General features: G+C 62.9%; 24 protein-coding genes, 1 tRNA gene and 1 riboswitch. Of the genes, 20 read left to right on the top strand and 5 right to left on the bottom strand.

Annotation, left to right across the window (positions count from 1 at the left end; translation table 11 throughout):
* Position 1: 1 nt before the first annotated feature.
* The 11 genes from nuoK (at position 2) to NKH30_RS26560 (ending at position 12,526) form a co-directional block, all read left to right on the top strand.
* Positions 2-310, top strand: coding sequence for an NADH-quinone oxidoreductase subunit NuoK (gene nuoK, locus NKH30_RS26610; RefSeq protein WP_023676620.1), 309 nt, complete (start codon positions 2-4; stop codon positions 308-310).
* Between the two features lie 10 nt (positions 311-320).
* Entirely contained in the window at positions 321-2,294 is a 1,974-nt protein-coding gene (gene nuoL / locus NKH30_RS26605) for an NADH-quinone oxidoreductase subunit L (protein ID WP_352742342.1), read from the top strand.
* Positions 2,294-3,799 (top strand): NADH-quinone oxidoreductase subunit M, encoded by a 1,506-nt coding sequence (locus NKH30_RS26600; RefSeq protein ID WP_352997502.1) that lies wholly within the window; start codon positions 2,294-2,296, stop codon positions 3,797-3,799. The genes nuoL and NKH30_RS26600 overlap by 1 nt, the downstream gene beginning before the upstream one ends.
* Positions 3,800-3,816: 17 nt before the next feature.
* Positions 3,817-5,253 carry an NADH-quinone oxidoreductase subunit NuoN gene (gene nuoN / locus NKH30_RS26595; RefSeq protein WP_352817108.1) on the top strand — a complete coding sequence of 479 codons (1,437 nt, stop codon included), beginning with the start codon at positions 3,817-3,819 and terminating at the stop codon, positions 5,251-5,253.
* A gap of 4 nt (positions 5,254-5,257) precedes the next feature.
* On the top strand, positions 5,258-6,079 hold the full coding sequence (locus NKH30_RS26590) for a biotin--[acetyl-CoA-carboxylase] ligase (protein WP_352997501.1): 822 nt from the start codon (positions 5,258-5,260) through the stop codon (positions 6,077-6,079).
* 119 nt (positions 6,080-6,198) lie between these two features.
* Entirely contained in the window at positions 6,199-7,869 is a 1,671-nt protein-coding gene (locus NKH30_RS26585; protein ID WP_352450006.1) for a ribonuclease J, read from the top strand.
* 119 nt (positions 7,870-7,988) lie between these two features.
* Positions 7,989-8,393 carry a methylmalonyl-CoA epimerase gene (mce, locus tag NKH30_RS26580; protein ID WP_352768813.1) on the top strand — a complete coding sequence of 135 codons (405 nt, stop codon included), beginning with the start codon at positions 7,989-7,991 and terminating at the stop codon, positions 8,391-8,393.
* The gene (locus NKH30_RS26575) at positions 8,390-8,674 is read left to right on the top strand and encodes a DUF1467 family protein (RefSeq protein ID WP_352470241.1); all 285 of its coding nucleotides are present in this window, start codon (positions 8,390-8,392) and stop codon (positions 8,672-8,674) included. Before mce ends, NKH30_RS26575 begins: the two co-directional genes overlap by 4 nt.
* 560 nt (positions 8,675-9,234) lie before the next feature.
* Complete coding sequence (gene proS / locus NKH30_RS26570; RefSeq protein ID WP_352470242.1) at positions 9,235-10,563, top strand: proline--tRNA ligase; 1,329 nt, start codon at positions 9,235-9,237, stop codon at positions 10,561-10,563.
* Positions 10,560-11,846, top strand: coding sequence for a lipoprotein-releasing ABC transporter permease subunit (locus NKH30_RS26565; protein WP_352997500.1), 1,287 nt, complete (start codon positions 10,560-10,562; stop codon positions 11,844-11,846). Before proS ends, NKH30_RS26565 begins: the two co-directional genes overlap by 4 nt.
* A complete protein-coding gene (locus tag NKH30_RS26560; protein WP_254818120.1) occupies positions 11,843-12,526 on the top strand; it encodes an ABC transporter ATP-binding protein in 684 nt (227 codons plus the stop codon). The genes NKH30_RS26565 and NKH30_RS26560 overlap by 4 nt, the downstream gene beginning before the upstream one ends.
* Before the next feature lie 386 nt (positions 12,527-12,912).
* On the opposite strand, the gene lipB is transcribed toward NKH30_RS26560, so the two are convergent.
* The gene (lipB, locus tag NKH30_RS26555; RefSeq protein WP_352539628.1) at positions 12,913-13,656 is read right to left on the bottom strand and encodes a lipoyl(octanoyl) transferase LipB; all 744 of its coding nucleotides are present in this window, start codon (positions 13,654-13,656) and stop codon (positions 12,913-12,915) included.
* A gap of 175 nt (positions 13,657-13,831) precedes the next feature.
* Here lipB and NKH30_RS26550 point away from each other — a divergent pair.
* Positions 13,832-13,916: transfer RNA gene (locus NKH30_RS26550), tRNA-Leu, on the top strand.
* A 454-nt stretch (positions 13,917-14,370) separates the two neighbouring features.
* The gene (locus NKH30_RS26540) at positions 14,371-15,438 is read left to right on the top strand and encodes a cyclic nucleotide-gated potassium channel (RefSeq protein WP_352470245.1); all 1,068 of its coding nucleotides are present in this window, start codon (positions 14,371-14,373) and stop codon (positions 15,436-15,438) included.
* A 346-nt stretch (positions 15,439-15,784) separates the two neighbouring features.
* On the opposite strand, the gene NKH30_RS26535 is transcribed toward NKH30_RS26540, so the two are convergent.
* The gene (locus NKH30_RS26535; protein ID WP_352618929.1) at positions 15,785-16,696 is read right to left on the bottom strand and encodes a phosphatase PAP2 family protein; all 912 of its coding nucleotides are present in this window, start codon (positions 16,694-16,696) and stop codon (positions 15,785-15,787) included.
* Positions 16,697-17,037: 341 nt separating this feature from the next.
* Between NKH30_RS26535 and NKH30_RS26530 the strand changes: the two genes are divergently transcribed.
* The 4 genes from NKH30_RS26530 (at position 17,038) to NKH30_RS26515 (ending at position 20,109) form a co-directional block, all read left to right on the top strand.
* On the top strand, positions 17,038-17,355 hold the full coding sequence (locus tag NKH30_RS26530; protein WP_023676569.1) for an ArsR/SmtB family transcription factor: 318 nt from the start codon (positions 17,038-17,040) through the stop codon (positions 17,353-17,355).
* A complete protein-coding gene (locus tag NKH30_RS26525; protein WP_352997499.1) occupies positions 17,352-17,834 on the top strand; it encodes an SRPBCC family protein in 483 nt (160 codons plus the stop codon). The genes NKH30_RS26530 and NKH30_RS26525 overlap by 4 nt, the downstream gene beginning before the upstream one ends.
* 351 nt (positions 17,835-18,185) lie before the next feature.
* Entirely contained in the window at positions 18,186-19,583 is a 1,398-nt protein-coding gene (mgtE, locus tag NKH30_RS26520) for a magnesium transporter (protein ID WP_502894205.1), read from the top strand.
* Positions 19,584-19,722: 139 nt separating this feature from the next.
* Positions 19,723-20,109: a MerR family transcriptional regulator gene (locus tag NKH30_RS26515; RefSeq protein WP_023676566.1), complete on the top strand. Its 387-nt coding sequence runs from the start codon at positions 19,723-19,725 to the stop codon at positions 20,107-20,109.
* An 18-nt stretch (positions 20,110-20,127) separates the two neighbouring features.
* Here the strand turns inward: NKH30_RS26515 and NKH30_RS26510 are convergent, their stop codons facing one another.
* The 3 genes from NKH30_RS26510 to NKH30_RS26500 all read right to left on the bottom strand — a co-directional run bounded on the left by NKH30_RS26510 (position 20,128) and on the right by NKH30_RS26500 (position 22,242).
* Positions 20,128-20,634: a methyltransferase family protein gene (locus tag NKH30_RS26510; RefSeq protein ID WP_352454650.1), complete on the bottom strand. Its 507-nt coding sequence runs from the start codon at positions 20,632-20,634 to the stop codon at positions 20,128-20,130.
* Positions 20,635-20,650: 16 nt separating this feature from the next.
* The gene (locus NKH30_RS26505; RefSeq protein WP_352997498.1) at positions 20,651-21,649 is read right to left on the bottom strand and encodes a heparan-alpha-glucosaminide N-acetyltransferase; all 999 of its coding nucleotides are present in this window, start codon (positions 21,647-21,649) and stop codon (positions 20,651-20,653) included.
* A gap of 218 nt (positions 21,650-21,867) precedes the next feature.
* Positions 21,868-22,242 (bottom strand): SRPBCC family protein, encoded by a 375-nt coding sequence (locus NKH30_RS26500; RefSeq protein ID WP_352929098.1) that lies wholly within the window; start codon positions 22,240-22,242, stop codon positions 21,868-21,870.
* 141 nt (positions 22,243-22,383) lie between these two features.
* A riboswitch (cobalamin riboswitch) is annotated at positions 22,384-22,581 on the top strand.
* A gap of 36 nt (positions 22,582-22,617) precedes the next feature.
* Here NKH30_RS26500 and NKH30_RS26495 point away from each other — a divergent pair.
* From NKH30_RS26495 to cobU, 3 genes are read left to right on the top strand one after another with little or no spacing between them, the layout of a single operon-like run.
* Positions 22,618-22,797 (top strand): CbtB domain-containing protein, encoded by a 180-nt coding sequence (locus NKH30_RS26495; protein ID WP_023676561.1) that lies wholly within the window; start codon positions 22,618-22,620, stop codon positions 22,795-22,797.
* A 15-nt stretch (positions 22,798-22,812) separates the two neighbouring features.
* Positions 22,813-23,595 carry a CbtA family protein gene (locus NKH30_RS26490; protein WP_352997497.1) on the top strand — a complete coding sequence of 261 codons (783 nt, stop codon included), beginning with the start codon at positions 22,813-22,815 and terminating at the stop codon, positions 23,593-23,595.
* Positions 23,588-24,109 (top strand): bifunctional adenosylcobinamide kinase/adenosylcobinamide-phosphate guanylyltransferase, encoded by a 522-nt coding sequence (gene cobU, locus NKH30_RS26485; RefSeq protein ID WP_352997496.1) that lies wholly within the window; start codon positions 23,588-23,590, stop codon positions 24,107-24,109. The genes NKH30_RS26490 and cobU overlap by 8 nt, the downstream gene beginning before the upstream one ends.

Raw genomic sequence — 24,109 nt, 5'->3', positions numbered from 1 at the left:
GATGGTCGTCGGCATCGCGCACTACCTGACCGTATCGGCGATCCTGTTCACGCTCGGCGTGTTCGGCATCTTCCTGAACCGCAGGAACGTCATCGTCATCCTGATGTCGATCGAGCTGATCCTGCTTGCCGTCAACATCAATTTCGTCGCCTTCTCGGCGGCGCTCGGCGACCTGGTCGGCCAGGTGTTCGCACTGTTCGTGCTGACGGTCGCGGCGGCCGAAGCGGCGATCGGCCTTGCCATTCTCGTCGTCTTCTTCCGCAACCGCGGCTCGATCGCGGTCGAAGACGTGAACATGATGAAGGGTTGACGGAACCACCATGTATCAGGCCATCGTCTTCCTTCCGCTGCTCGGCTTCTTGATCGTCGGCCTGTTCGGCACTTCGCTCGGCGCCAAGGCTTCAGAATACATCACCTCCGGCTTCCTGGTGATCGCGGCTGTGCTGTCGTGGGTCGCCTTCTTCTCGGTCGGCTTCGGCGGCGGCGAGGTGTTCACCGTGCCGGTGATGCGCTGGATCCAGTCGGGCGGGCTGGAGGCGTCCTGGGCGCTCAGGATCGACACGCTGACGGTGGTCATGCTGGTCGTCGTCAACACGGTGTCGTCGCTGGTCCATATCTACTCGATCGGCTACATGCATCACGATCCGGACCGGCCGCGCTTCTTCGCCTATCTGTCGCTGTTTACCTTCGCCATGCTGATGCTGGTGACGGCCGACAACCTCGTGCAGATGTTCTTCGGCTGGGAAGGCGTCGGCCTTGCCTCCTATCTGCTGATCGGCTTCTGGTACAAGAAGCCGTCGGCCAATGCGGCTGCGATCAAGGCCTTCGTCGTCAACCGCGTCGGTGATTTCGGCTTTGCGCTCGGCATATTCGGCGTGTTCGTGCTGTTCGGCTCGGTCAATCTCGGCACCATCTTCGCCAATGCGGCGACGTTCATTCCGGCCGAAGGCGCGCCGCAAGGTGCGGCCGTGCTGACCTTCCTCGGCTATGCGCTCGACAAGCAGGCTGCGATGACGGTCGTCTGCCTGCTCCTGTTCATGGGCGCCATGGGCAAGTCGGCGCAGGTGCCGCTTCACACCTGGCTGCCGGATGCCATGGAAGGCCCGACGCCGGTCTCGGCACTAATCCATGCCGCGACCATGGTGACGGCAGGCGTGTTCATGCTGGCGCGGTTGTCGCCGCTGTTCGAGCTGTCGCATTCGGCATTGACCGTGGTCACTTTCATCGGCGCCTTCACCGCCTTCTTCGCGGCGACAGTCGGTCTCGTCCAGAACGACATCAAGCGCGTCATCGCCTATTCGACCTGTTCGCAGCTCGGCTACATGTTCGTGGCGCTCGGCGTCGGCGCCTATGGCGCGGCGATTTTCCATCTGTTCACCCACGCCTTCTTCAAGGCGCTGCTGTTCCTCGGCTCGGGCTCGGTCATCCACGCCGTCTCCGACGAGCAGGACATGCGCAAAATGGGCGGCCTGAGGACGCTCATCCCGAAGACCTACTGGATGATGGTGATCGGCACGCTGGCGCTGACCGGTGTCGGCATCCCGGTGACGATCATCGGCACCGCCGGCTTCTTCTCCAAGGACGCCATCATCGAAGCGGCCTTCGCCGGCCACAATGCGGTCGCCGCGTTTGCCTTCATATTGCTGGTCATTGCCGCCTGCTTCACCTCGTTCTACTCTTGGCGGCTGATCTTCATGACCTTCCACGGCGAGCCGCGGGCCAGCCACGAGGTCATGCATCATGTCCATGAATCGCCACCGGTCATGCTGGTGCCGCTGTTCATCCTGGCGGCGGGCGCTCTGTTCGCCGGCGTGATCTTCCACGGCGCCTTCATCGGCGAGGGCTATGCCGAATTCTGGAAGGCGTCGCTGTTCACGCTGCCGGACAACCACATCCTGCACGAAATCCACGAAGTGCCGTTGTGGGTCGAGCTGTCACCGTTCATCGCCATGCTGATCGGCTTTGCGATTGCCTGGCAGTTCTATATTCGCGCGCCGGAAATGCCTCGGAGCGTCGCCGCCAACCATCGCCTGCTCTACGCCTTCCTGCTCAACAAATGGTATTTCGACGAGCTCTACGACTTCCTGTTCGTGCGGCCGGCAAAGCGCCTCGGCAGCTTCCTGTGGAAGACCGGCGACGGCACCGTCATCGATGGGCTCGGGCCGGACGGCATTTCGGCGCGCGTCGTCGACGTCACCAACCGGGTCGTCAAGCTGCAGACCGGCTATCTCTACCACTATGCCTTCGCCATGCTGATCGGCGTTGCCGCACTCGTCACCTGGATGATGCTCTGATGACCGCCTGGCCGATCCTATCTCTGGTCACCTTCCTGCCGCTGGTTGGTGTGCTGCTCATCCTTTTCGTGCGTGACGACAGCGACAACGCGCGCCGCAACATCCGCGCCATCGCGCTGTTCACGACTGCGTTCACCTTCGTGGTTTCGCTGTTCATCTGGACCGGCTTCGACAATTCGCAGCCCGGCTTCCAGTTCGTCGAGAAATTTGCCTGGCTGGATTCCGGCATCTCCTACCATATGGGCGTAGACGGCATCTCCATGCTGTTCGTCATCCTGACCACCTTCCTGATGCCGCTCTGCATCCTCGCCTCGTGGGAATCGATCGAGAAGCGCGTCAAGGCCTATATGATCGCCTTCCTGCTGCTCGAGACGCTGATGATCGGCGTGTTCTGCGCGCTCGACATCGTCTTGTTCTACGTCTTCTTCGAAGCCGGCCTGATCCCGATGTTCATCATCATCGGCGTGTGGGGCGGCAAGCGGCGCGTCTATGCCTCGTTCAAGTTCTTCCTCTATACGCTGGCCGGCTCGGTGCTGATGCTGCTCGCCATCATGGCGATGTTCTTCCAGTCCGGCACCACCGATATCCCGACGCTTCTGACGCATAACTTCCCGGCCAATATGCAGACCTGGCTATGGCTTGCCTTCTTCGCGTCCTTCGCGGTGAAGATGCCGATGTGGCCGGTGCATACCTGGCTGCCGGACGCGCATGTCGAGGCGCCGACGGCCGGCTCGGTGATCCTGGCCGCCATCCTGCTCAAGATGGGCGGGTACGGCTTCCTGCGTTTTTCGCTGCCGATGTTTCCGATCGCATCCGAAATGTTCGCGCCGCTGATCTTCACGCTTTCCGTCGTCGCCATCATCTACACCTCGCTGGTGGCGCTGATGCAGGAGGACATGAAGAAGCTGATCGCCTATTCGTCGGTCGCTCACATGGGCTTCGTCACCATGGGAATCTTCGCGATGAACCAGGAAGGCGTCCAGGGTTCGATCTTCCAGATGCTGTCGCACGGCCTGGTCTCCGGCGCGCTGTTCCTCTGCGTCGGCGTCGTCTACGACCGCATGCACACGCGTGACATCGACGCCTATGGCGGGTTGGTCAACAACATGCCGAAATATGCGACCGTGTTCATGATCTTCACCATGGCCAATGTCGGCCTGCCCGGCACCAGCGGCTTCGTCGGCGAGTTCCTGACCATGCTCGGCGTGTTCCGGGTCAACACCTGGGTGGCGTTCTTCGCCGCCACCGGCGTCGTCCTTTCGGCGGCCTATGCGCTCTGGCTCTACCGCAAGGTGATCTTCGGCGCGCTGACCAAGGAAAGCCTGAAAGGCCTGCTCGACCTGTCGACGCGCGAGAAGGTGATCATCTATCCGCTGGTCGCACTGGTCATCTTCTTCGGCGTCTATCCGGCGCCGATCTTCGACGCGACCGCCGAATCGGTCAAGGCGCTCGTTACCAATGTCACCGCATCCATCGGCGCCGCGCAGACCGCGGCGGCGAACTGACTGGGGGTTTGCGAACCATGACGCCGGACCTTCTCTCAAGCCTGTCGCTCTCGACGCCAGAGCTGATCCTCGCCCTCGGCGCCTTGGCGCTGTTGATGCTCGGCGCCTATTCTCGCGCCAACACCACTGTCACGGTGAGCGGCCTTGCTGTTGCCGTGCTGGTGATCGCCGGCGCCTGGCTGATCTTTTCCCCAGGGCAGGGCAATGCCTATGGCGAAGCCTTCATCCAGGACCCATTCGCCCGCTTCATGAAGGTGCTGGCGCTGATCGGCTCGGCGGTGACGCTGGTCATGTCGGTCCGCTTTGCCCAGGCGGAGCGTTTCGACAAGTTCGAATATCCGGTGCTGATCCTGCTCTGCACGCTCGGCATGATGCTGATGATCTCGGCCAACGGCATGATCGGGCTCTATCTCGGCCTCGAGCTGCAATCGCTGGCGATCTACGTGCTGGCGGCGATCAACCGCGATAATCTGCGCTCGACCGAGGCCGGGCTGAAGTACTTCGTCCTTGGCGCGCTGTCATCGGGCATGCTGCTTTACGGCATCTCGCTGGTCTACGGCTACACCGGCAACACCGGCTTCCAGGAGATCGCCGCGGCGCTGAGCGGCGGCGAGCGCCAGCTCGGCCTCGTCTTCGGCCTGGTTTTTGTGCTGGCCGGCCTTGCCTTCAAGATCTCGGCGGTGCCGTTCCATATGTGGACGCCCGACGTCTATGAAGGCGCGCCGACGCCGGTGACGGCTTTTCTGGCGGCGGCACCGAAGATGGCGGCGATGGCGCTGATGGTGCGCGTCACCATGGGCGCCTTCAAGCCGATCGCCGCCGACTGGCAGCAGATCATCGTCTTCATCTCGATCGCCTCGATGGCGCTTGGTGCCTTCGCGGCCATCGGCCAGACCAACATCAAACGGCTGATGGCCTATTCCTCCATCGGCCATATGGGTTATGCTCTGGTCGGCCTTGCCGCAAACAGCCAGGACGGCGTGCGCGGCGTCGCCATCTACATGCTGATCTATCTGGTGATGACGCTCGGCACCTTCGCCTTCATCCTCGCCATGCGGCGAAAGGAGGGCAATGTCGAGCAGATCAGCGATCTCGCTGGCCTGTCGGCGACCAATCCGATCATGGCGACGATCCTCACCATCCTGATGTTCTCGCTGGCCGGCATCCCGCCGCTCGCTGGCTTCTGGGGGAAATGGTACGTGTTCCTCGCCGCCATCAATGCCAACCTCTACGCGCTGGCGATCATCGGCGTGCTCGCGTCTGTGGTGGGCGCCTACTATTATCTGCGTATCATCAAGATCATGTGGTTCGACGAACCGGTCGGCGGCTTCGTGCCGATGGCGTCCGAACTGCGCGTCGTGCTCGGTGTCTGTGGCGCCTTCGTGCTGTTCTACGTGCTGATCGGCGGCCCGATCGGAACCTACGCCGCTGCCGCAGCCAAGACCTTCTTCTGACGGAATGACGTTCAGGCTGGCTCCAACCGCGGCTTCGGACGGGTTCCGGCTCGAGGCGCACGACACGGTCGGCTCCACCAACGCGCTGGCGCTGGAGCACGCACGGGCCGGCGATCCGGGCAAACTCTGGGTCGTCTCCAAAAAGCAGGAAGCGGGGCGTGGCCGCCGTGGCCGCGCCTGGGCGACGCCCGAGGGTAATCTGGCAGCGACGTTGCTGGTGATCACCAACACCGAGCTTCGGCTTGCCGCGACGCTCGGCTTCGTTGCCGGACTGGCGCTGGCCGACGCGCTCGACGCCGTCGTGCCGAAGGGCGGGATCGCGATCGGCCTCGATGGTGCGAGCCAAGGCAAGAACCGTTTCGAACTGAAATGGCCGAACGATGTGCTTGCCTCGGGCGCCAAGCTCGCCGGCATCCTGCTGGAATCGGCGATGCTGGATGGCGACCGTTCGGCGGTGGCTATCGGTATCGGCGTCAACGTGGTGGCATACCCTGAGGATTTGCCTTATCCAGCGACGTCGCTCAGCGCGCTGGGGTCTGCTTGCGATGCCGAGACGCTGTTTCTGGCGCTGTCGGATGCCTGGAGCGAGAATGCGCGGCTGTGGAACGAAGGGCGTGGGCTTGCCGCCGTCAGGCGGCGGTGGCTGGCGCGTGCGGCGGGGCTTGGCGGGCAGGTTGCTGTCAGAATTGACGGTAATGTGGTGCGCGGCACCTTCGAGACCATTGACGAGGACTGCCGTTTCGTGATCCGCGACGATGAAGGTTCGGTTCTGACGATCGCCGCCGGCGACGTGCATTTCGGCGCGGTTGCCTCGGCCGGCGTTTGACCGGCCAATACGTTTGACTGGCCAGGTATTTGACCAGCTTGAATTTGACCGGCCGACAATTTTGACCGGCCGACAATTTTGACCGGCCCGCAATTTTGACCGGCAAGGAAGGAAAGACCATGGCGACAGCGGAAAACGCCGAACTTGTCTTCGTGCCGCTCGGCGGTGTCGGCGAGATCGGCATGAACTTTGCCCTCTACGGCTATGGACCGGCCAATGCGCGCGAATGGATCGTGGTCGACGTCGGCGTCACCTTTCCCGATGCAACCCTGCCCGGCGTCGACCTGGTTCTGCCCGACACACGCTTCATCGAGGAGAATGTCGCCAATCTGCGCGGCATCGTCATCACCCATGCGCATGAGGACCATTACGGGGCGTTGCACGATATCTGGCCGAAGCTCAAGGCGCCGGTGTGGATGACGCCGTTCAGCGCCGGCCTGCTGGAAGCCAAGCGGCAGGGCGAGCAAGGGGCGCCGAAGATCCCGGTGACGATCTACCGGGCCGGCGAGAAATTCACCGTCGGCCCGTTCGAGATCGAGGCCATCCCTGTTGCGCACTCCATTCCCGAACCGATGTCGCTGGCGATCACGACGCCGGCCGGCGTCGTCATCCACACCGGCGACTGGAAGATCGATCCGGCGCCGACGGTCGGGCCGATGACCGACGAGGCGCGCTTCCGAGCCTATGGCGACAAGGGCGTGCTGGCGCTGGTCTGCGATTCCACCAATGCGATGCGGGAAGGGGAATCGCCGTCCGAAGTGGCGGTGGGCGAGGGCCTCAAGAGCGTCATCCAGAACGCCAAGGGCCGGGTCGCCGTCACCAGCTTCTCCTCCAATGTCGGGCGTATCGTCTCCATCGCCAAGGCGGCGCGGGATGCCGGCCGCCAGTGCCTGGTGATTGGCCGCTCGATGAAGCGAGTCATCGATGTGGCTGATGAACTCGGCTATATGGACGGGTTGCCGGAATTCATCGCCGAGGAGGATTACGGCTTCATCCCGCGCGAAAACCTCGTCATCATCTGCACCGGCAGCCAGGGCGAGCCGCTTGCCGCACTTGCCAAGCTGTCGCGCGACGAGATGAAGTCGGTGGCGCTGACGGCTGGCGACACGGTGGTGTTTTCCTCGCGCACCATTCCCGGCAACGAGAAGGCGATCCTCGAAATCAAGAACCGCCTGATCGATCTCGGCATCAAGATCATCGAGGACGGCGATGCGCTGGTGCATGTCTCCGGCCATCCACGCCGCAGCGAATTGCGCAAGATGTATGAATGGGTGCGGCCGCAGATCGGCGTTCCCGTGCATGGCGAAGCGGCGCATCTGGTGGCGCAGGGCTCGCTGATGTCGACGTCCGGCATCGGCCAGGTCGCGCAGGTGCGCGACGGCGACATGCTCAGGCTGTATCCGGGTGCCGCCGCCATCATCGACCAGGTGCCGTTCGGCCGCATCTACAAGGATGGAAGGCTGATCGGCACCGACCAGGCGATGGGCATTCGCGACCGCCGCAAGCTGTCCTTTGCCGGCCATGTCGCCGTCAATGTCGTGCTCGACGACAAATACGAGCTTGCCGGCGATCCCGATCTGGTCGCCATCGGCGTCGCCGAGGCCGACGGCAGCGGTGAGAGCCTGGAAGACCTGATGATCGATGCGGCAATCGGCGCCGTGGACTCCATCCCCCGCCAGCGCCGAAAAGACCTCGACCTGGTCCAGGAGGCGGTGCGGCGCGCGGTGCGCGGCGCGGCCAACGAAGCCTGGGGCAAGAAGCCGCTGGTGACGGTGTTCGTCACAAGATGAGGAGTAGGGGAGTATGGCAGTAGGGGAGTAGGGAAGAACAGATAGTTTGCACTCTCCAAACTTGTTTTCCCTACTCCCGTACTCCCCTATTCCCCTACTCCCCTAACCGGGAGCACTCTATGCTCGGACGCCTCAACCATGTCGCGCTTGCGGTGCCGGATCTGGCCGCGGCTGCGGCGGTCTATCGCGATATGCTTGGCGCGCGCGTGACCGCGCCGCAGGCGCTGCCGGAGCATGGCGTTACGGTGGTGTTCGTCGATGTCGGCAACACCAGGATCGAGTTGCTCGAGCCGCTCGGCGAAGCCTCGCCGATCGCCGCATTCCTCGCGAAGAATCCGTCCGGCGGCATGCACCATGTCTGCTATGAGGTGGACGACATTGTTGCGGCGCGCGACCGTCTCAAGGCCAGCGGCGCGCGCGTGCTCGGCGACGGCAATCCGAAGATCGGCGCACATGGCAAGCCGGTATTGTTTCTGCACCCCAAGGATTTCTTCGGCACGCTGGTCGAACTGGAGCAAGCATGAGTTGGGTTTCGTTTATCGCCCTGTTCTTCGCCACGTGGTGGGTGGTGTTGTTCGCCGTCCTGCCGTTCAGCATGCGGACGCAGGACGAGGATCGGGACGTGACGCTTGGCACGGTTCCGAGCGCACCGCGCGGACCGCACATGCTGCGCGCCGCGCTGCGCACGACGATAGCCACGCTGGTCCTCATGGGTATCTTCTACGGCATCACGAGAGGGCTTGGCCTCGGCATCGACGACATCCCGCACATCGTGCCGGATTTCAACCAGAGCCCAGCGCATTAGCCGGCTACCTACCGTGTCCGACTATCCCAGCCTAGCCGAGGCTCTGAAATCAAGCTGAGCCAGCAAGGTCAACCCAAAGTAAAGGCCGGGGCGGGTCTGGGCTGACGCAACGTCATGTAGGTTGGTAATCTGTCGTGCTAACCAGATGATTGCACAAAAAAAATGCAAGGCGCGAGGCCTTGCAATTTAAACGCGTCCGATCTGTTTCCGGTGTCCGGCGGCAGCGAGTTACCGCGCCTAGATCGCATCCTCCCAAGACTTTGACCGCGTAGGAGGGCAGATTTTTCTCTACCCTCTCGGTTATGGGGGCACACTAGCCTAAGGCGGGTGAAAATGTCACGAAGAATTTTGCCCAGAAACAGGCAATCTCGTGCTGCAGTGCACAATAGTACGGCAGGCGTTGCTTGCGAAACGCCCAGCAAGCCGTGTGCGGCAATTGCGGCGCCTGTGCAGCGCCTGGGCCGGGTTTCCATTCCGCCATGAAATGGCTATGAAGCCGGGGCAAGCAAGCCTGCGCTGCGCCGATTCCGGCGCCGCCATCCTCTCTCACGGACCAGTTCATGCGTTTGTCGCGCTATTTCCTGCCCATCCTCAAAGAAAATCCGCGCGAGGCCGAGATCGTCTCGCATCGGCTGATGCTGCGCGCCGGCATGATCCGCCAGCAGGGGCAGGGCAGCTTTTCCTGGCTGCCGCTCGGCAAGCGGGTGCTGGACAAGGTCTGCCGGATTATTCGCGAGGAGCAGAATCGCGCCGGTGCACTCGAAATCCTGATGCCGACCATCCAATCGGCCGAGCTGTGGCGCGAAAGCGGCCGCTATGAAGACTACGGCAAGGAGATGCTGCGCATCAAGGACCGGCAAGACCGCGATATGCTCTACGGGCCGACCAACGAGGAGATGGTCACCGAGATCTTCCGCTCCTATGTCAAGTCCTACAAGGACCTGCCGCTCAATCTCTATCACATCCAGTGGAAGTTTCGCGACGAGGTGCGCCCACGCTTCGGCGTCATGCGTTCGCGCGAGTTCCTGATGAAGGACGCCTATTCCTTCGACCTCGATTATGAAGGCGCCAAGGCCGCCTATAACCGCATGTTCGTGTCCTATCTCAGGACGTTTACGCGCATGGGGCTGCAGGCCATTCCGATGCGCGCCGACACCGGGCCGATCGGCGGCGACCTCAGCCATGAGTTCATCATCCTGGCCGACACCGGCGAGAGCCAGGTGTTCTGCCATCGCGACTATCTCTCGCTTGAGGTGCCGGGGGCAGACACTGATTTTTCGAACGACGCCGAGATCGGCGGCATCGTCAAGACGTGGACGACGCCCTATGCCGCCACCGACGAGATGCATGACGAGGCGGCGTGGGAGAAGGTGCCCGCGCGCGACCGGGTCTCGGCGCGCGGCATCGAGGTTGGGCATATCTTCCATTTCGGCGACAAATATTCCAAGCCGATGGGCGCCAAGGTGACCGGGCCGGACGGCAAGGATCATTTCGTTTCTGGCGGTTCCTACGGCATCGGCCCGTCCAGGCTGGTCGCGGCGATCATCGAGGCCAGCCATGACGATAACGGCATCATCTGGCCGGAGGCGGTGGCACCGTTCGATGTCGGCCTGATCAACATGAAGGCTGGCGATGCCGAATGCGACCGCGTCTGCGGCGAGCTGAATGCCGCCTTTGCCGCCGCCGGCAAGGAGGTGCTCTACGACGACACCGACCAGCGGCCGGGCGGCAAGTTCGCCACCGCCGACCTGATCGGGCTCCCGTGGCAGGTGATCGTCGGGCCGCGTGGTGTCGCCGCCGGCGAGGTCGAGATCAAGAACCGCAGGACCGGCGAGCGCGAGACGCTGCCGATCGGCGACGTGAAAAAGCGTTTCGGTGCCGCCGCATGAACGAAGCGGCGGCAGCAAGACCATCGGGCGCCGGGCCTTTTTCCGGCTTCGAACGCTTGGTGGCGTGGCGCTATCTGCGCTCGCGTCGCAAGGAGACGGTGATCTCGGTGATCGCCTCGATCTCCTTCCTCGGCATCATGCTGGGCGTCGCCACGCTGATCGTCGTCATGGCGGTCATGAACGGCTTTCGCGCCGAACTGCTGACGCGCATCCTAGGCGTCAACGGGCATCTGATCGTGCAGCCGCTCGACATGCCGCTGGAGGACTATGGCCAGGTCGCCGGCCGCATCAACGGCGTGCCCGGCGTCAAATACGCCATCCCGCTGATCGACGGGCAGGTGCTGGCGCAAGGCAATGTCGGCGGCGGCACCGGCGCGCTGGTGCGCGGCATACGCGGCGAGGATCTCGGCAAGATCACCATCGTCGCCAACAACATTAAGGAGGGCTCGATCGTCGGCTTCGACACCGGCGAAGGCGTCGCCATCGGCAGCCGCATGGCCGAAAATCTCGGCCTTGTGCTCGGCGATACCATCACGCTGATCTCGCCCGAGGGCGACATCACGCCGCTCGGCACGACGCCGCGCATGAAAGGCTATCCGGTCACCGCGATCTTCGAGGTCGGCATGTCGGAATATGACAGCTCCATCGTCTACATGCCGTTTTCCGAAGCGCAGCTTTACTTCAACATGGACGGAAGGGCGCAGACGATCGAGATCTACGCCGACAATCCCGACAATATCGACGCGCTGAAGCCGAAGGTCGAAGAGGCGGCGCAGCGGCCGATCAGCCTTGTCGATTGGCGGCAACGCAACAAGACGTTCTTCGACGCGCTGCAGGTCGAGCGCAATGTCATGTTCATGATCCTGACGCTGATCGTGCTGGTGGCCGCCCTCAACATCATTTCGGGCCTGATCATGCTGGTCAAGGACAAGGGCCACGACATCGCCATCCTGCGCACCATGGGCGCCACGCGCGGCGCGATCCTGCGCATCTTCCTGATGACCGGGGCTGCGATCGGCGTTGTCGGCACCATCGCCGGCGTGCTGCTCGGCATCGTGATCTGCCTCAACGTCGAGCGCATCCGCCAGTTCTTCTCCTGGCTGGCCAATGAGCGGCTGTTCAATCCCGAGCTCTATTTCCTAAGCCAGCTGCCGGCCCGCATGGATGCCAGCGAGACGATCTCGGTCGTTCTCATGGCTTTGGCGCTGTCGTTCCTGGCGACACTGTTTCCGGCGTGGCGCGCGGCCAGGCTCGATCCGGTCGAAGCGCTGAGGTACGAATGATGGCCGAGGCCATTATCGAGCTGAAGAGCGTCGAGCGGCACTATGTGCAGGGGCCGCGCAAGCTGACCATCCTGAACGGCGCCGATTTTTCGCTGAAGCGTGGCGAGATGGTGGCGCTGGTGGCGCCGTCGGGCACCGGCAAGTCGACGCTGCTCCACACCGCCGGGCTGCTGGAGCGACCGGACGCCGGCGACGTGATCCTGGCGGGGCGCGCCTGCGGCCGGCTTTCCGACGACGAACGCACGGCGATCCGCCGCAACGACGTCGGCTTCGTCTACCAGTTCCATCATTTGTTGCCTGAGTTTTCTGCGCTGGAAAACATCATGATGCCGCAGCTGATAAAAGGGCTGCCGCGCAAGGAGGCGGCCGAGCGGGCGGCGCAATTGCTCGACTATATGCAGATCGGCAAGCGGGCACAGCATCGCCCCTCCGAGCTCTCCGGCGGCGAGCAGCAGCGGGTCGCCATTGCGCGTGCCGTCGCCAATGCGCCGCTGGTGCTTTTGGCCGACGAGCCGACCGGCAATCTCGACCCGGTGACTGCTTCCTATGTGTTCGAGGCGCTGGCAGCACTGGTCCGGCAATCGGGCCTGGCGGCGCTCATCGCCACCCACAATCACGAGCTCGCCTCGCGCATGGACCGCCGCGTGACGCTGGCCGACGGCAAGGTCGTGCCGCTTTAGAGTGCGCTGCAATTGAGGCGATGACGGCCTGCGAGCTGCCGTGCGCCGTCCCGCCGCTTTCGCGCGCCTGTCGGCCCCGAAACGCTCGGCATCTCCCTCTCAACCGTTTCTTAACCCTGTCGAAATGACCGAGCGCAATTCCGGTGACGCCCGGACTGCGATCGTTGACATTCGAACAAAATTAGAACAAAATACGAACATACTAACAACAGGAGAGAGTTATGACCGATCTTGTTCAGGATGTCGTCTCGCTGGTGTGCATGAGCACGTTCCTCATTTCCATGGCAATCTGGATCGGCGCGATGTGAGGATTGAGCTCAAGGGCGGCTCGATGCTGATGAGCGAGGGCCGCCTTCGCATATTGGCGCAGGCATTGGGCGAGTGTTTCAGCCGGCCTTGCGGGACACTTCGACAGGCGACACCGCGGCGGGCCCGAACACGTCCTCGAAAGCAGATTTCAGCGCCAGGTCGAGGTCGGCCATGGTCACGGGAAGGCCGAGGTCGACAAGGCTGGTGACGCCGTGATCCTGGACTCCGCACGGCACGATGCCGCTGAAATGGCTAAGGTCCGGCTCGACATTGATGGCGATGCCGTGAAAGCTCACCCAGCGCCTCAGCCTGATGCCGATGGCGGCGATCTTGTCCTCGGCCGCCGAGCCGTCGGGCAAAGCGGGGCGGTCCGGCCGAACCACCCAGACGCCGACGCGGTCCTCGCGGCGTTCGCCGCGTACGTTGAAGGCGGCCAGCGAGCCGATGATCCATTGTTCGAGTGCGGCGACGAAGGCGCGGACATCCTCGCGCCGCCGCTTCAGGTCGAGCATGACGTAGGCGACGCGCTGGCCCGGCCCATGATAGGTGTATTCGCCGCCACGCCCGGCGGCAAAGACCGGGAAACGGTCCGGCTCGATCAGGTCCTCGATGCGGGCGCTGGTGCCGGCGGTGTAGAGCGGCGGGTGCTCGACCAGCCAGACCATCTCGCCGGCGCCGCCGCTGCGGATTGCCTCGGCGCGCGCCTCCATTACGGCGAGCGCATCGGGATAGGCGGTGAGCCCGGGCTCGATGCGCCATTCGACCGGCGCCGAGCCGGGCAAGGGCAGGAACGACGTGGCGATCTGGCTGCGCTCTGTCATGATATCTCGTCTCGCCACTCATATGGCGGCAATCGGTACAAACGTCCAGTTCCGGCACGTTCGGCCCTTGAAGAGTTATGCCGATGTCCGGCCGATTATTGCTGGCCGCGCACTTGTTTCACCGGAAACGATTTGCTACACGCCGCGGGCCGGTTGGTTCCGGCTCCTACCACGTGCGGTCGTGGCGGAATTGGTAGACGCGCAGCGTTGAGGTCGCTGTGGGGCAACCCGTGGAAGTTCGAGTCTTCTCGACCGCACCATTAAATTCGAAAGCGGAACCTCTAACCCGTTGAATTCGAGCACGGCGGGGAGCGTCCTTGTCGGGGCGCGAGGCTTTTTGCCTGGTTGCGATCACGAATGTGGCCCAGTGAAGAAGCAATCGGCGCGCGGAGCCATCTATGCGGTTGGCGTGCAAACTATTCGCGCACCAGGCGTCCGGTCGCCCACCAGATCACCGACACAACAATGATCGATGCGTAGCCGTCCACGGCATAGTGCCAGCCAGTGAACACCGATCCGTACAGGATCAGGGCTGCAAAGGTCCAACCCAGAACGAGCCGGCGCTGGGTGTGGTTCGAGGGGCAGCTCGATCTCGACGCTGATCGGATGGTTCATGGCCTATGGTCCAGCGACGATCGCAGCGAAAATAAGCCCCTTTGCGCTTGCCTTGAAGGCATCCTATTCTGGCGGGTAGTATCCGCTCGTGGGCATAGAATGTCGGTACTGCCTTTCCTAAGAATTTACGCGCCGCTCAACGCGGTGCTGGCTGCGACTGGGCTTGTGGCGGTGGCTACGCTCACGACACCGGACCTGTCCGGACGAAGCAGACTGGCTTTGGCTGCCGTGCTCGCGGTCATTTGGGGCGTCTATCTCCTGGAATTGGCCGAGAAACTGCTCAAGCGCCGGGCGGGAGACGTTCGGGACAGGACGCCGGCAATCGCCATTGATGTGCTCGCGGTTTTGGTTCCACTCGCCGCATTTCTGCTCGTCGGCACGCCCGACCGGAGCCTCTACTGTGCTGTCTGGCTGCTGAAACCGCTGCGCGATTCAACTTTCTTCCCGCTGCTGGGCAGAATCCTGACCAACGAAGCGCGCAACCTGATCGGCGTCGCCACGGTCTTCGGCATCGTTCTTTTCGGTTTTGCGCTCGCAGCCTATGTCATCGAGCGCGACGTCCAACCGCAACAGTTCGGCAGCATCCCCCAGGCAATGTGGTGGGCGGTGGTCACGCTGTCCACCACCGGCTATGGCGACGCTATTCCGGAAAGCTTCGCCGGCCGCGTCCTTGCCGGGGCGGTCATGATGAGTGGCATCGGCATCTTCGCGCTCTGGGCTGGCATTCTTGCCACCGGCTTTTATCAAGAAGTCCGTCGCGAGGATTTCGTCCGCAATTGGCAATTGGTCGCCGCCGTGCCGTTGTTTCAGAAGCTCGGCCCGGCCACACTAGTCGAGATCGTGCGCGCATTACGACCTCGCATCGTGCCGGCGGGCGCTGTGATCTGCCGCAATGGCGAGACCGGTGACCAGATGTTCTTCGTCGTGGAGGGGCGCGTCAGCGTCGCGACGCCGAACCCGGTGGATCTGGGCCCTGGCGCCTTCTTCGGCGAGATGGCGCTGATCACCGGCGAACCGCGCTCGGCGACCGTCAGCGCCACAACGGTGGTCTCACTCCTGTCGCTACACTCGGCGGATTTCCAGATGCTGTGCAGCAGCAGCCCGGAGATCGCAGAAACCATCCGCAAGACCGCGCTCGAGCGGCGCGGCGCGGCAGCTAAGGGTTGACCGTACTAGGTGTTCGTCAGAGGAGGATGTGATGGCAAGGCTGCCAGCTGCCTGCCGATGGTGGCTGGCTGGAACTACATGCTTTGCCGCTGCCGAACCATCCTCAATACAGGTCGCCACAGAATCGTAGAAAAATGGCTTAAAATCAACGCGGGAGGCGTTGCGGCGCTGCATCTCGACCGCACCATTAAATTCGAAAGCGGAATCTCTTGCCCGTTGAAATTCGAGCACGGCAGGGAGCGTCCATGTCGGGGCACGTGCTTTTTGCCTGATTGCGGTCGCGAGTTTGGCTTATGCGAAGTGGCCATCGGCAGGCATGGCCATCTATCGACAAGCGCACATAACTCTATTCGCGCACCAGGCGTCCGGTCGCCCACCAGATCACCGATACAACAACGATCGATGCGTAGCCGTCCATGGCATAGTGCCAGCCGGTGAACACCGATCCGTACAGGATCAGGGCTGCAAAGGTCCAACCCAGAACGCCAAGCCAGCGATTGATCGATGACAGCAAATAGGCGTTCAATGCGGCAAAGGCGACATGCATGCTTGGCATGGCCGAGATGCCGCCGCCAAGACTTGGCCGGCCGCTTTGGTAAGCCATCAGGAGATATGCCGCGGGTTCCCGCACCATGTAACTATGGTCCAGCCTGTCCAAGGCCACATTCAATCCGTGGAAGCGATCCACGCCGACAAAGTGGTGGTAGTAAACCGGTCCGACCGATGCCAGCGCCACGGCCAAGACCGTTCCGAGGACGGACAACGTCAGCGCTGCTGCGCAGAGATAGCGGATGCGGGCAATCTCGTCCGACCAGAGCGACACGAAAAGGATGGCGCCGAACCACTGGTAAAACCAAATGACTTCATAGCTGTTGAAGACGACGAACGACCAGTTGTTGCTGTCGAGCTTATGGACGATCTCCCATGGCGGCATCCCGTGCAGCCATTCATCAGCGTCGGCCAACCAGTTGTCGGCATAGTATGGGACGACGGACGGGATGGCGATCTTGTAGGTAGAGAACGCGGTCAAGCTGGCAAAGAAGAACAGCAGCACCAGCAGACAACCGCGCCAGCGCCCTTGAACCAAATCCAGTGCGTAGCGAACCGGTTGCCGCCGGCCATGGATTAGCGCGGCACAGCAGACGCCGCCGATAAACAACACCGGAATGCCAACAAGAAACTTGTGAGAATAGATTAAGGCGGACGTATAGAATATTTCTGGATATAATGCAGATGCGCCTAAAACGTATGTCGCCATGAACAAGGAGAGGCGCAATTGCCATATGGCGGAGGGCCTGTAGCGAGAGGCTTCCGTGGTTAGGGCCAAACCAATTTACCTGTTCTTAACGTTTCGCCGGAGAGACACATACACCGGTAAGGTAAAAACCTTGCTGCCAGGTTTACTTTTCGCCGGTGGTCGACATTTGCCGGCCGGCCCGCATGCGGTGGATCGATTCCCTGAGCAGTCTTGCATCCGCATCGCTGTCCATGCCCCCGCGTGAAGGAATTGCCCCGGAGCCTCGGGGCCGGCCGGTTGCTTGAACACGGGCCCGCCACGCCCTCGGTTGACTTATCATAAGTTTTAGCTTATCATAAGTCATGATTTATGATTATGCAGGAATGGTGGCCTTGGCCGATCCGACGCGCCGCAAGGTGTTCGAGCTCATCGCCGATCGGCCACGCTCGGTCATAGATCTGACGCGAGTGCTTCCGGTCTCGCAGCCGGCGGTATCGCAGCACCTCAAGGTCTTGAAGGAAGCCCGGCTGGTCCGCGCAGAGCCGAAAGGTGCCAGCAACATCTATCATCTCGACCCGCATGGGCTCGGCGAGATGCGTGCCTGGCTCGACCGCATGTGGGGCGATGCGCTCGACGCCTTCAAACGGGAAGTCGACAACAGCAAGGAGAAGAGGAAATGACGACCATGATCAAGCCCGCGCCGGTCAGGAAGTCGGTGACGGTGGAGGTGCCGCTCGACAAGGCATTCGATGTGTTCACCACAGGATTCGGGCGCTGGTGGCCGGCTTCGCACTCGATCGGCAAATCCGCCCTGACGACCGCGGTGATCGAACCGAAAGCCGGCGGCCGCTGGTACGAGATCGACGAGGATGGGTCACAATGCGATTGGGGCGAGGTTCTCGCCTGGGATCCGCCGTCGAGGCTGACGCTCGCCTGGCGCATTGGAGCCGGCTGGCGCTACGATCCGGCATTGCTGACCGAAGTCGAGATCCGCTTTGTCGCGCTCGGCGAGAACGCGACGCGCGTGGAACTCGAGCACAGGCTTCTGGAGAACATGGGCGAAATCGCAGAGGCGATGCGCGAGGCCTTCGAATCGGAGGGTGGCTGGAGCGGTCTCCTGGACCGCTATGCGGCTGAGGCCAAGCGCCACGCCGCCTGATCGGGAAGCCGTTAAGTCCAATATCCAGCGAGGCCGTCGCACCGTCGGCCTCGCCGTTTTTGAATCAGTGTCGATCTGCCCATCTGGTTGACCGGGGCGGGGAGATACGCTGCCCTTTACCTGCCGCCGCGAAGGTTTGCAGCGCCGCAGGTTTGTAGAACGTCCTCTCCTCCTACCATCCGGTATGCGCCGCGTCGTTTGGACGCGCGAACGGCGCTGTAGCAATTTGTCGTTGTGCATGGTCCTTTCGCAAAATCGATTCCGATTGTCAGGATCATGGTCTAGACCTGACAGGCACCTTATCCGGAAATCCGATGGCGGGAGGCGCTGGTGGAAGGCCAGGACGAACAGATGACCGGCGCCAGGGCGGCTGAGGAGCGCCGCGCCGACATCTATGACGAGGACGGCGTCATCCTGTCATCGTTCCTCGCCCAGATCGGTGCCGCGATCGCCGATCGCGATACGCTGACGCTGAAGCGCGAAGTCGACGATCTGCACCAGTCGGAACTCGGCCACCTGCTCGAGGCCCTGCACCCGGAACAGCGACGCGCGCTGGTCGAATTGCTGGGCAAGGATTTCGATTTTTCCGCGCTGACCGAGGTTGACGAGGCGATCCGCCGCGACATCGTCGACAGTCTGCCCAATGCGCAGATCGCCCAGGCGGTGCAGGATCTCGATTCCGATGACGCGGTCTACATTCTCGAAGACCTCGACCAGGAGGACCAGGACGAGATCCTGTCGCAGCTGCCGTTCACCGAGCGGATCAGGCTGCGGCGTTCGCTTGACTATCCCGAAGAGACCGCCGGCCGCCGCATGCAGACCGAGTTCGTCGCGGTGCCGCCGTTCTGGACGATCGGCCAGACCATCGACTACATGCGCGAGGACAACAATCTTCCCGACCGTTTCAGCCAGATCTTCGTCATCGATCCGAGCTTCAAGCTGCTCGGCGCCATCGACCTCGACCAGATCCTGCGTACCAAGCGCTCGGTCAAGGTCGAAGAGGTCATGCATGAGACCAGGCATGCCATCCCGGCCACCATGGACCAGGAGGAGGCGGCACGCGAATTCGAACAATACGATCTTCTGTCCGCCGCCGTCGTCGACGAGAACGAGCGGCTGGTCGGCGTGCTGACCATCGACGACGTCGTCGACGTCATCCAGCAGGAGGCCGAGGAAGATCTGCTGCGCATGGGCGGCGTCGGCGACGAAGAACTCTCGGACAGCATCTTTTCGACCTCGCGCTCGCGCGTGCCCTGGCTGCTGGTCAATCTTTTGACGGCTTTCCTGGCGGCCTCGGTGATCGGCCTGTTCGACCGCACCATCGAGCATATCGTGGCGCTGGCGGTGCTGATGCCGATCGTCGCCGGCATGGGCGGCAATGCCGGCTCGCAGACCATGACGGTCACGGTGCGGGCGCTGGCGACCAGGGACCTCGACATCTACAATGCCGGCCGCATCATCCGCCGCGAAATCGGGGTGGGCTTCATCAACGGCATCATCTTTGCCATCCTGATCGGCCTCGTCGCTGCTGCCTGGTTCCACGATCGCAATCTCGGCGGCATCATTGCGGCTGCGATGATCATCAATATGTTCGTGGCGGCTCTGGCGGGCATCCTTATCCCGCTGCTGCTCGACCGCTTCAAGATCGATCCGGCTGTGGCTTCGGCGGTTTTCGTCACCACGGTCACCGATGTCGTCGGTTTCTTTGCCTTTCTCGGGCTCGCCACATGGTGGTTCGGCGTGCGCTGAACGTCACCTCAATTGACTTTTACGTAAATGCCATGCGAGGCTTTGAAAGGTGCCTTGTCCGCCGATTCTGGTACGCGCCTGGGCGCCGGCGGCGCCGGCCAGTTGGAACTCGCGGCGTGGCCGGGGCATTGGAGTGACGATGCGGGAATATTATTCGATCACGGAGCTGACCCGCGAATTCGACGTGTCGACGCGGACGTTGCGCTTCTATGAGGACGAAGGGCTGGTGCAGCCGGTAAGACGCGGCCGCACGCGGCTGTTCCGTCCGTCGGACCGGCATCTCATCCGCCAGATCATGCGGGGAAAAAGACTCGGCTTCTCGATCAACGAGATCCGCGAGATCATCCAGATGTACAGGGAGCCGCCCGGCGAGGTAGGCCAGCTCAAACTGATGATCAAGCGCATCGAGGAAAAGCGCGAGGATCTTCGCCAGAAACGCCGCGACCTCGAAGAGACCCTGGCAGAGCTCGACCAGGCCGAGGAATCCTGCGTCGAGCGGCTGGTGGAGCTCGGCGTCACCACCTAAGCCGGTGTCAGCCTCGGCTCAGATCCAGCGCCGCACCCTTTTGGCGTAGTCCCGGTATTTCTTGCCGAATTTGGCCGTCAGCACCTTCTCCTCGCTCTCGATCGTCAGCTTCTGCGTCAGGAACGCCGCGATGACTGCCAGCGGCAGGAACCAGGCGATCCCAGTGACAAAGGCGAGGCTGACCAGCAGCAGCGTGTTGGCGAGGTAGATCGGGTTGCGGCTGACGGCGAAGGGTCCGGTGGTCACCAGATGGTCAGGCACGCCGTTCGGGTTGAGCGTCGTCTTGGCGCGGATCATGGTGCGGATTGCCGTGAACCAGAGCGCGGCAACCGCCACCAACCCCACAAGGCCGGCGGCGAACAGGATGTCGCCGAGAAGATCGCCGATCCACGGCAGCGGATAGAACAGCCCTAGCGCGACGCTGACGATGATGGCAGCGATGTAGATCAGCGGCGGCCATGGGATGTGCCCCAGCTTCGGCTGCCCAGGATTTTGCTGCACGGGTTTCGGGTGACTGTCGCTCATTATTGTCCTCCCTCGATTAGCGCGTTCCCGGTTCCGCCGCCTCGGTTTGGGCGGTGCAGGTGCCGGCGAGCTCGCCAATATGCGCCTTCCACTCCGGGGACTGGTCGTCGCTGTAGAGCCGGTCAAGCGAGGCTTCGCCCTGGAGAGTGTCCAGCATGCAGGCACAATAGCTGGAGCAGAACTCGGTGTCGCGTGCCTGCTCGCAGGATATCTGGCAGGATTTCAGAAAACTCACCTCCCTGGTTTCGGCCTGCGCCGGCATGAATTGCGAAAACAGCCAGACCGAGCCGATCAGCACCGGCTGATGGATCAGGTAGAAGGCAAGGCTGTGCCGGCCGATGAAGACCAGCGGATTTGCCCAGCGGCCGGGCGCCAAGGCCGACAGCCGCGTCAGCGCGCCGGAGGTGGCAGCGAGCTTGGTAACCGCGATGCCGGCAAGTACGGCGCCGAACCAGGGCAGCAGCGGAACGTAGTCGTTGGAGCGCGGGTTGGTCGCCGACAGGCCGACCCACCACAAAGCCGGATGATCGAAAAGCTCGGATCGCAGGTAGAAAGGCGCAGCGACGACGAATACGGCGACAAGCAGCGTCAGCAGCGCCGGCAGGCGCAGGAACGCCAGGCCGAGCAGGCTGGCGAGCGCGATCTCATGCAATATGCCGAAGAAGATGAAGCCGTCGGGCGTGGCGATGCGGGTGACCAGCGATATTGCGAGCGCTGCCCCGGCAACCATGGCGAAGCGCTTCCAGAAGCCGGTCCAGCGGATTTTTTTGCCATGGGCGAGATAGAGGCTGATGCCGACCAGGAACAGGAAGCTCGAGGCGATGCAGCGCGCGTAGATTTTCCACCAGCCGAAGGCGGTGAGGCCGGGATCGGTGTAGCCGAAGAATTCGAGGTCCCAGGTGAAATGATAGCTCGCCATGGCAAGCAAAGCGATGCCGCGTGCAATGTCGATAACGGCGATGCGCTTCGACTTCGGTTGATCCTGAACGGCTGCGGTCGGCGTGTCGATGCTCATGGTCTCGCTGTCTTGGTTCAGCCCCGGCAAGACGACTATCACGGTTGCCACCGTCAAAAGAAGCTGGGCCTTGCGTCGTGTTGGCGCCGGTCGGCATCAGGGCTGCTTTAGGCCACAGCCGGAAAGCCTTTGGCCGGCGTGCTGGCGTTCTTCGGCCTGGGCGCGGTTTTCGCGACGCTCGGGCTGCTGGCGGTGGCCTGCGGCTTCGTCACCTGGCGTTATCTGCCCAAATCGCTTTGATGTGCGAGCGCCGCATGGCGCTCGCGCACCCAGTTGTGGAAGCGGTGCAAGTCGTATTCCTCGGGCATCAGCACGCCGGCCTTATGGCGCATCGAGCGCAGGCCCATCTGGTTGACCTCGCAGATATCAGCATCCTCCTCCAGCACCTGGGTACCGAACGCGACGATGTTGTCGATATCGGCGGCCGGATCGGCGAGCGCTTCGCGTCGCGGCAGACGAGCAGCCAGTTGCGATACCAGATGGCCTCGAGATCGCGCTGATAGGCCGCGATGTCCCAATAGGCTGTTGACGGCAGCGTCGGCTCGGGCCGCGTCAGGCCGTTGTAGGGATCGCTTGTTCGGGCTGGGTTGCATGCCCGGCTTCCTCTCCATCCGCCAGCCGACACCCGGCTGCGAAAATTGTCAATCGCGGCGCCGGTCTGCGAACTTGGCGAGGCGGCGCATTCGCCACACGATCCGGCGGAATTTGGTTTACCGGGCGCGGCGATTCTGCCTATAGTCGCTGATGTCGTCGGTTCCGTTTGGAACCAAGAGGGAATGCGGTGCGGGCGAAATTGTTTGCCCAATGCCGCGGCTGCCCCCGCAACTGTGTGCGGTAGTCCTCTCCATATGCCACTGAAGGTTCGCCTTCGGGAAGGTGGGGAAGGGCGCTGATCCGCGAGCCAGGAGACCTGCCGGCGACAGGAAACTGACTTCTATGCCCTCGGGTGGAGGGCGAAAGGACAAGACATGAATACCGCTTCCGTTTCGCTCGGCGCTTCCGCCTCCTCGCAGTCGCGTCTCATGCAGCTGGCGCTTGCTGCATTCCTCGGCATTTTCGTCATGGGCTTTGTCGGCTTCTCGCATATCGATGCGGTCCACAATGCCGCGCACGACTATCGCCATTCGATGGGCTTTCCCTGCCACTGACAAGGGGCTGACATCATGACACTGTTTCGCAACGTCGTGTTCATCGCGGCGATCGCAGGGCTTGTGGCCGGCGTGGCTCTCGCCTGCATGCAAGCCTATGCCACGGTGCCGCTCATCCTGAAGGCGGAAGTCTACGAACAGGCCGGCGGCGGCCATGACCATGCCGCGGCACCTGCGGCACCGGCCGAAAGCGCCGCGGGCACGACGGCTATGAGCAGCGCCGCGCCGGCACCGGCTGAAGCAATGGCTCCGGCGGAAGGCGAAGGCTGGGCGCCGGCCGACGGTTTCGAGCGCTTCGGCTTCAGCGTCGTTGCCAATATCGTCACCGGCATCGGCTTCGCGCTGGTCCTGGTCGCGGTTTCGGAATTCGCCGGCGGCATCGGCAACTGGCGCCAGGGCCTGTTCTGGGGGCTTGCCGGCTTTGCCGTGTTCACGCTGGCGCCGGGCCTCGGCCTGCCGCCGGAACTGCCTGCGATGCCGGCGGCCGACCTTGTCCAACGCCAGATCTGGTGGTGGGCAACAGTGGTGGCGACCGCCGCCGGGCTCGGCCTTATCGCCTTCCGCAGATCGTTGCCGCTGGCGATCCTTGCCGTAGCGTTGATCATGGCGCCGCATATTGTCGGCGCGCCGCAGCCCGATAGCTTCGAGACCGCGATCCCGGAAGGCCTGCACCACCAGTTCGTGGTGGCGGTGACGCTGACCAATCTGGTGTTCTGGCTGGTGCTCGGCGCGGTCGTCGGCGTGGTGCGCGGACGCTTCACGGGCACGGCGACCAGCCTGCGCGACAGCTTTGCCTGACCGCGCTGCCGGGGCACTGACCCTGGTCATCGGCGGTGCGCGCTCCGGCAAGAGCGCGCATGCCGAGAGCCTGGTGACGGTCGGCCCGCCGCCTTGGAGCTATATCGCCACGGCGCAAGCCTATGACGAGGAGATGCGCCAGCGCATCGCGCTGCACCGCTCGCGCCGCGGCGCCGGCTGGACGACCATCGATGCGCCGCTCGACCTTGCCGGCGCGATCGGAGCGCTGCCTGACGGCCAGCCGGTGCTGATCGATTGCCTGACGCTGTGGCTGACCAATCACATGCTGGCCGACCATGATGTCGAGGCCGAATGCCGGAGGCTGGCCGATGTGCTGTCGCGGCCGCGCGGACCGTGGTTCGTGGTGTCCAACGAGGTCGGCCAGGGCATCGTGCCGGACAATGCGCTGGCAAGACGGTTTCGCGACGCCGCCGGCCGGCTGAACCAGGACGTCGCGGCCCTTGCCGGCACCGTGCTTTTGATGGTGGCGGGGCTGCCGCTCAAGGTGAAATGA

This window comes from Mesorhizobium sp. M1273, from assembly GCF_040318195.1.
GTDB lineage: Bacteria > Pseudomonadota > Alphaproteobacteria > Rhizobiales > Rhizobiaceae > Mesorhizobium.
This window is presented reverse-complemented; position numbering and strand designations above follow the sequence as displayed.

Bases quoted from the DNA above. Each gene is read 5' to 3' on its own strand.
- nuoK (WP_023676620.1), top strand. From the start codon at position 2: ATGGTCGTCGGCATCGCGCACTACCTGACCGTATCGGCGATCCTGTTC.
- nuoL (WP_352742342.1), top strand. From the start codon at position 321: ATGTATCAGGCCATCGTCTTCCTTCCGCTGCTCGGCTTCTTGATCGTC.
- NKH30_RS26600 (WP_352997502.1), top strand. From the start codon at position 2,294: ATGACCGCCTGGCCGATCCTATCTCTGGTCACCTTCCTGCCGCTGGTT.
- nuoN (WP_352817108.1), top strand. From the start codon at position 3,817: ATGACGCCGGACCTTCTCTCAAGCCTGTCGCTCTCGACGCCAGAGCTG.
- NKH30_RS26590 (WP_352997501.1), top strand. From the start codon at position 5,258: ATGACGTTCAGGCTGGCTCCAACCGCGGCTTCGGACGGGTTCCGGCTC.
- NKH30_RS26585 (WP_352450006.1), top strand. From the start codon at position 6,199: ATGGCGACAGCGGAAAACGCCGAACTTGTCTTCGTGCCGCTCGGCGGT.
- mce (WP_352768813.1), top strand. From the start codon at position 7,989: ATGCTCGGACGCCTCAACCATGTCGCGCTTGCGGTGCCGGATCTGGCC.
- NKH30_RS26575 (WP_352470241.1), top strand. From the start codon at position 8,390: ATGAGTTGGGTTTCGTTTATCGCCCTGTTCTTCGCCACGTGGTGGGTG.
- proS (WP_352470242.1), top strand. From the start codon at position 9,235: ATGCGTTTGTCGCGCTATTTCCTGCCCATCCTCAAAGAAAATCCGCGC.
- NKH30_RS26565 (WP_352997500.1), top strand. From the start codon at position 10,560: ATGAACGAAGCGGCGGCAGCAAGACCATCGGGCGCCGGGCCTTTTTCC.
- NKH30_RS26560 (WP_254818120.1), top strand. From the start codon at position 11,843: ATGATGGCCGAGGCCATTATCGAGCTGAAGAGCGTCGAGCGGCACTAT.
- lipB (WP_352539628.1), bottom strand. From the start codon at position 13,656: ATGACAGAGCGCAGCCAGATCGCCACGTCGTTCCTGCCCTTGCCCGGC.
- NKH30_RS26540 (WP_352470245.1), top strand. From the start codon at position 14,371: ATGTCGGTACTGCCTTTCCTAAGAATTTACGCGCCGCTCAACGCGGTG.
- NKH30_RS26535 (WP_352618929.1), bottom strand. From the start codon at position 16,696: ATGGCGACATACGTTTTAGGCGCATCTGCATTATATCCAGAAATATTC.
- NKH30_RS26530 (WP_023676569.1), top strand. From the start codon at position 17,038: ATGATTTATGATTATGCAGGAATGGTGGCCTTGGCCGATCCGACGCGC.
- NKH30_RS26525 (WP_352997499.1), top strand. From the start codon at position 17,352: ATGACGACCATGATCAAGCCCGCGCCGGTCAGGAAGTCGGTGACGGTG.
- mgtE (WP_502894205.1), top strand. From the start codon at position 18,186: ATGACCGGCGCCAGGGCGGCTGAGGAGCGCCGCGCCGACATCTATGAC.
- NKH30_RS26515 (WP_023676566.1), top strand. From the start codon at position 19,723: ATGCGGGAATATTATTCGATCACGGAGCTGACCCGCGAATTCGACGTG.
- NKH30_RS26510 (WP_352454650.1), bottom strand. From the start codon at position 20,634: ATGAGCGACAGTCACCCGAAACCCGTGCAGCAAAATCCTGGGCAGCCG.
- NKH30_RS26505 (WP_352997498.1), bottom strand. From the start codon at position 21,649: ATGAGCATCGACACGCCGACCGCAGCCGTTCAGGATCAACCGAAGTCG.
- NKH30_RS26500 (WP_352929098.1), bottom strand. From the start codon at position 22,242: ATGCAACCCAGCCCGAACAAGCGATCCCTACAACGGCCTGACGCGGCC.
- NKH30_RS26495 (WP_023676561.1), top strand. From the start codon at position 22,618: ATGAATACCGCTTCCGTTTCGCTCGGCGCTTCCGCCTCCTCGCAGTCG.
- NKH30_RS26490 (WP_352997497.1), top strand. From the start codon at position 22,813: ATGACACTGTTTCGCAACGTCGTGTTCATCGCGGCGATCGCAGGGCTT.